Consider the following 752-nt stretch of genomic DNA (forward strand, 5'->3'; position numbering starts at 1 on the left):
GGTATGGGCAACGAGTACATCGACAGCTTGAAAAATAGCGAAGTGTGTCAGGGTGGTGAGGTTCTTCAACTGACTGACACCATCGATCGCGTATACACGCAACCAGAAGCTCAAATTTTAGTGAAAGACCCTGTTCTTAACCGCACGTTGAGCGTAGCGAACCGCGGCCATAACTCCGCAGTACTATGGAACCCGTGGGCGGAAGGTGCACAAGGGATGGGAGATATGGCTGACAATGGCTATGAAAACATGCTGTGTGTGGAATCTGCCCTTCATGCACCAAGTATTGAAGAAGGCAAAACTCTTGAGCCAGGCGAGAGCTACGAGCTCGTGACAGTGATTGCTGCACAATAATCTTCCTAGGCCGGCTCATCCGGCCTTTTTTTGAAATCATTTCCGTTCTTCCTCGGTCACTTTCTAACTAACTCATTGGTTATCTGAGTTTTTTGACAATTTAATTAATAGATATCAAAAAAATTATTCATATAAACCGATAGCATGCCGATACAAAACTCATAAGTTATAAATATATCAGGAAGACATTCCATGTTAGAAAAGTACAGAAATCAAAGTGTTGGCTTTCAACTAAAGTTAGTCATCACTTTGTGCCTAGTAATTGCCTTTTCCAGCATTGCTGCGCTCGTTTATCGAAACGCATCTGGCGTGCTGCTAGAAAGTACGTTGAGAGAACATCAATCCAAAGTCGAGTCGATGGCAAAAACCATTGCCGGTCAGTTCGATGCTTACCTTCA

General features: G+C 43.8%; 2 pseudogenes. Both read left to right on the top strand.

Annotation, left to right across the window (positions count from 1 at the left end):
- Nucleotides 1-354, top strand: a pseudogene (locus R7Q48_RS26940) (D-hexose-6-phosphate mutarotase); the annotation flags it as partial.
- Between the two features lie 192 nt (nucleotides 355-546).
- Nucleotides 547-752 (top strand): annotated as a pseudogene (locus tag R7Q48_RS26945) (methyl-accepting chemotaxis protein); the annotation flags it as partial.

This window comes from Vibrio sp. 378 (assembly GCF_033339435.1).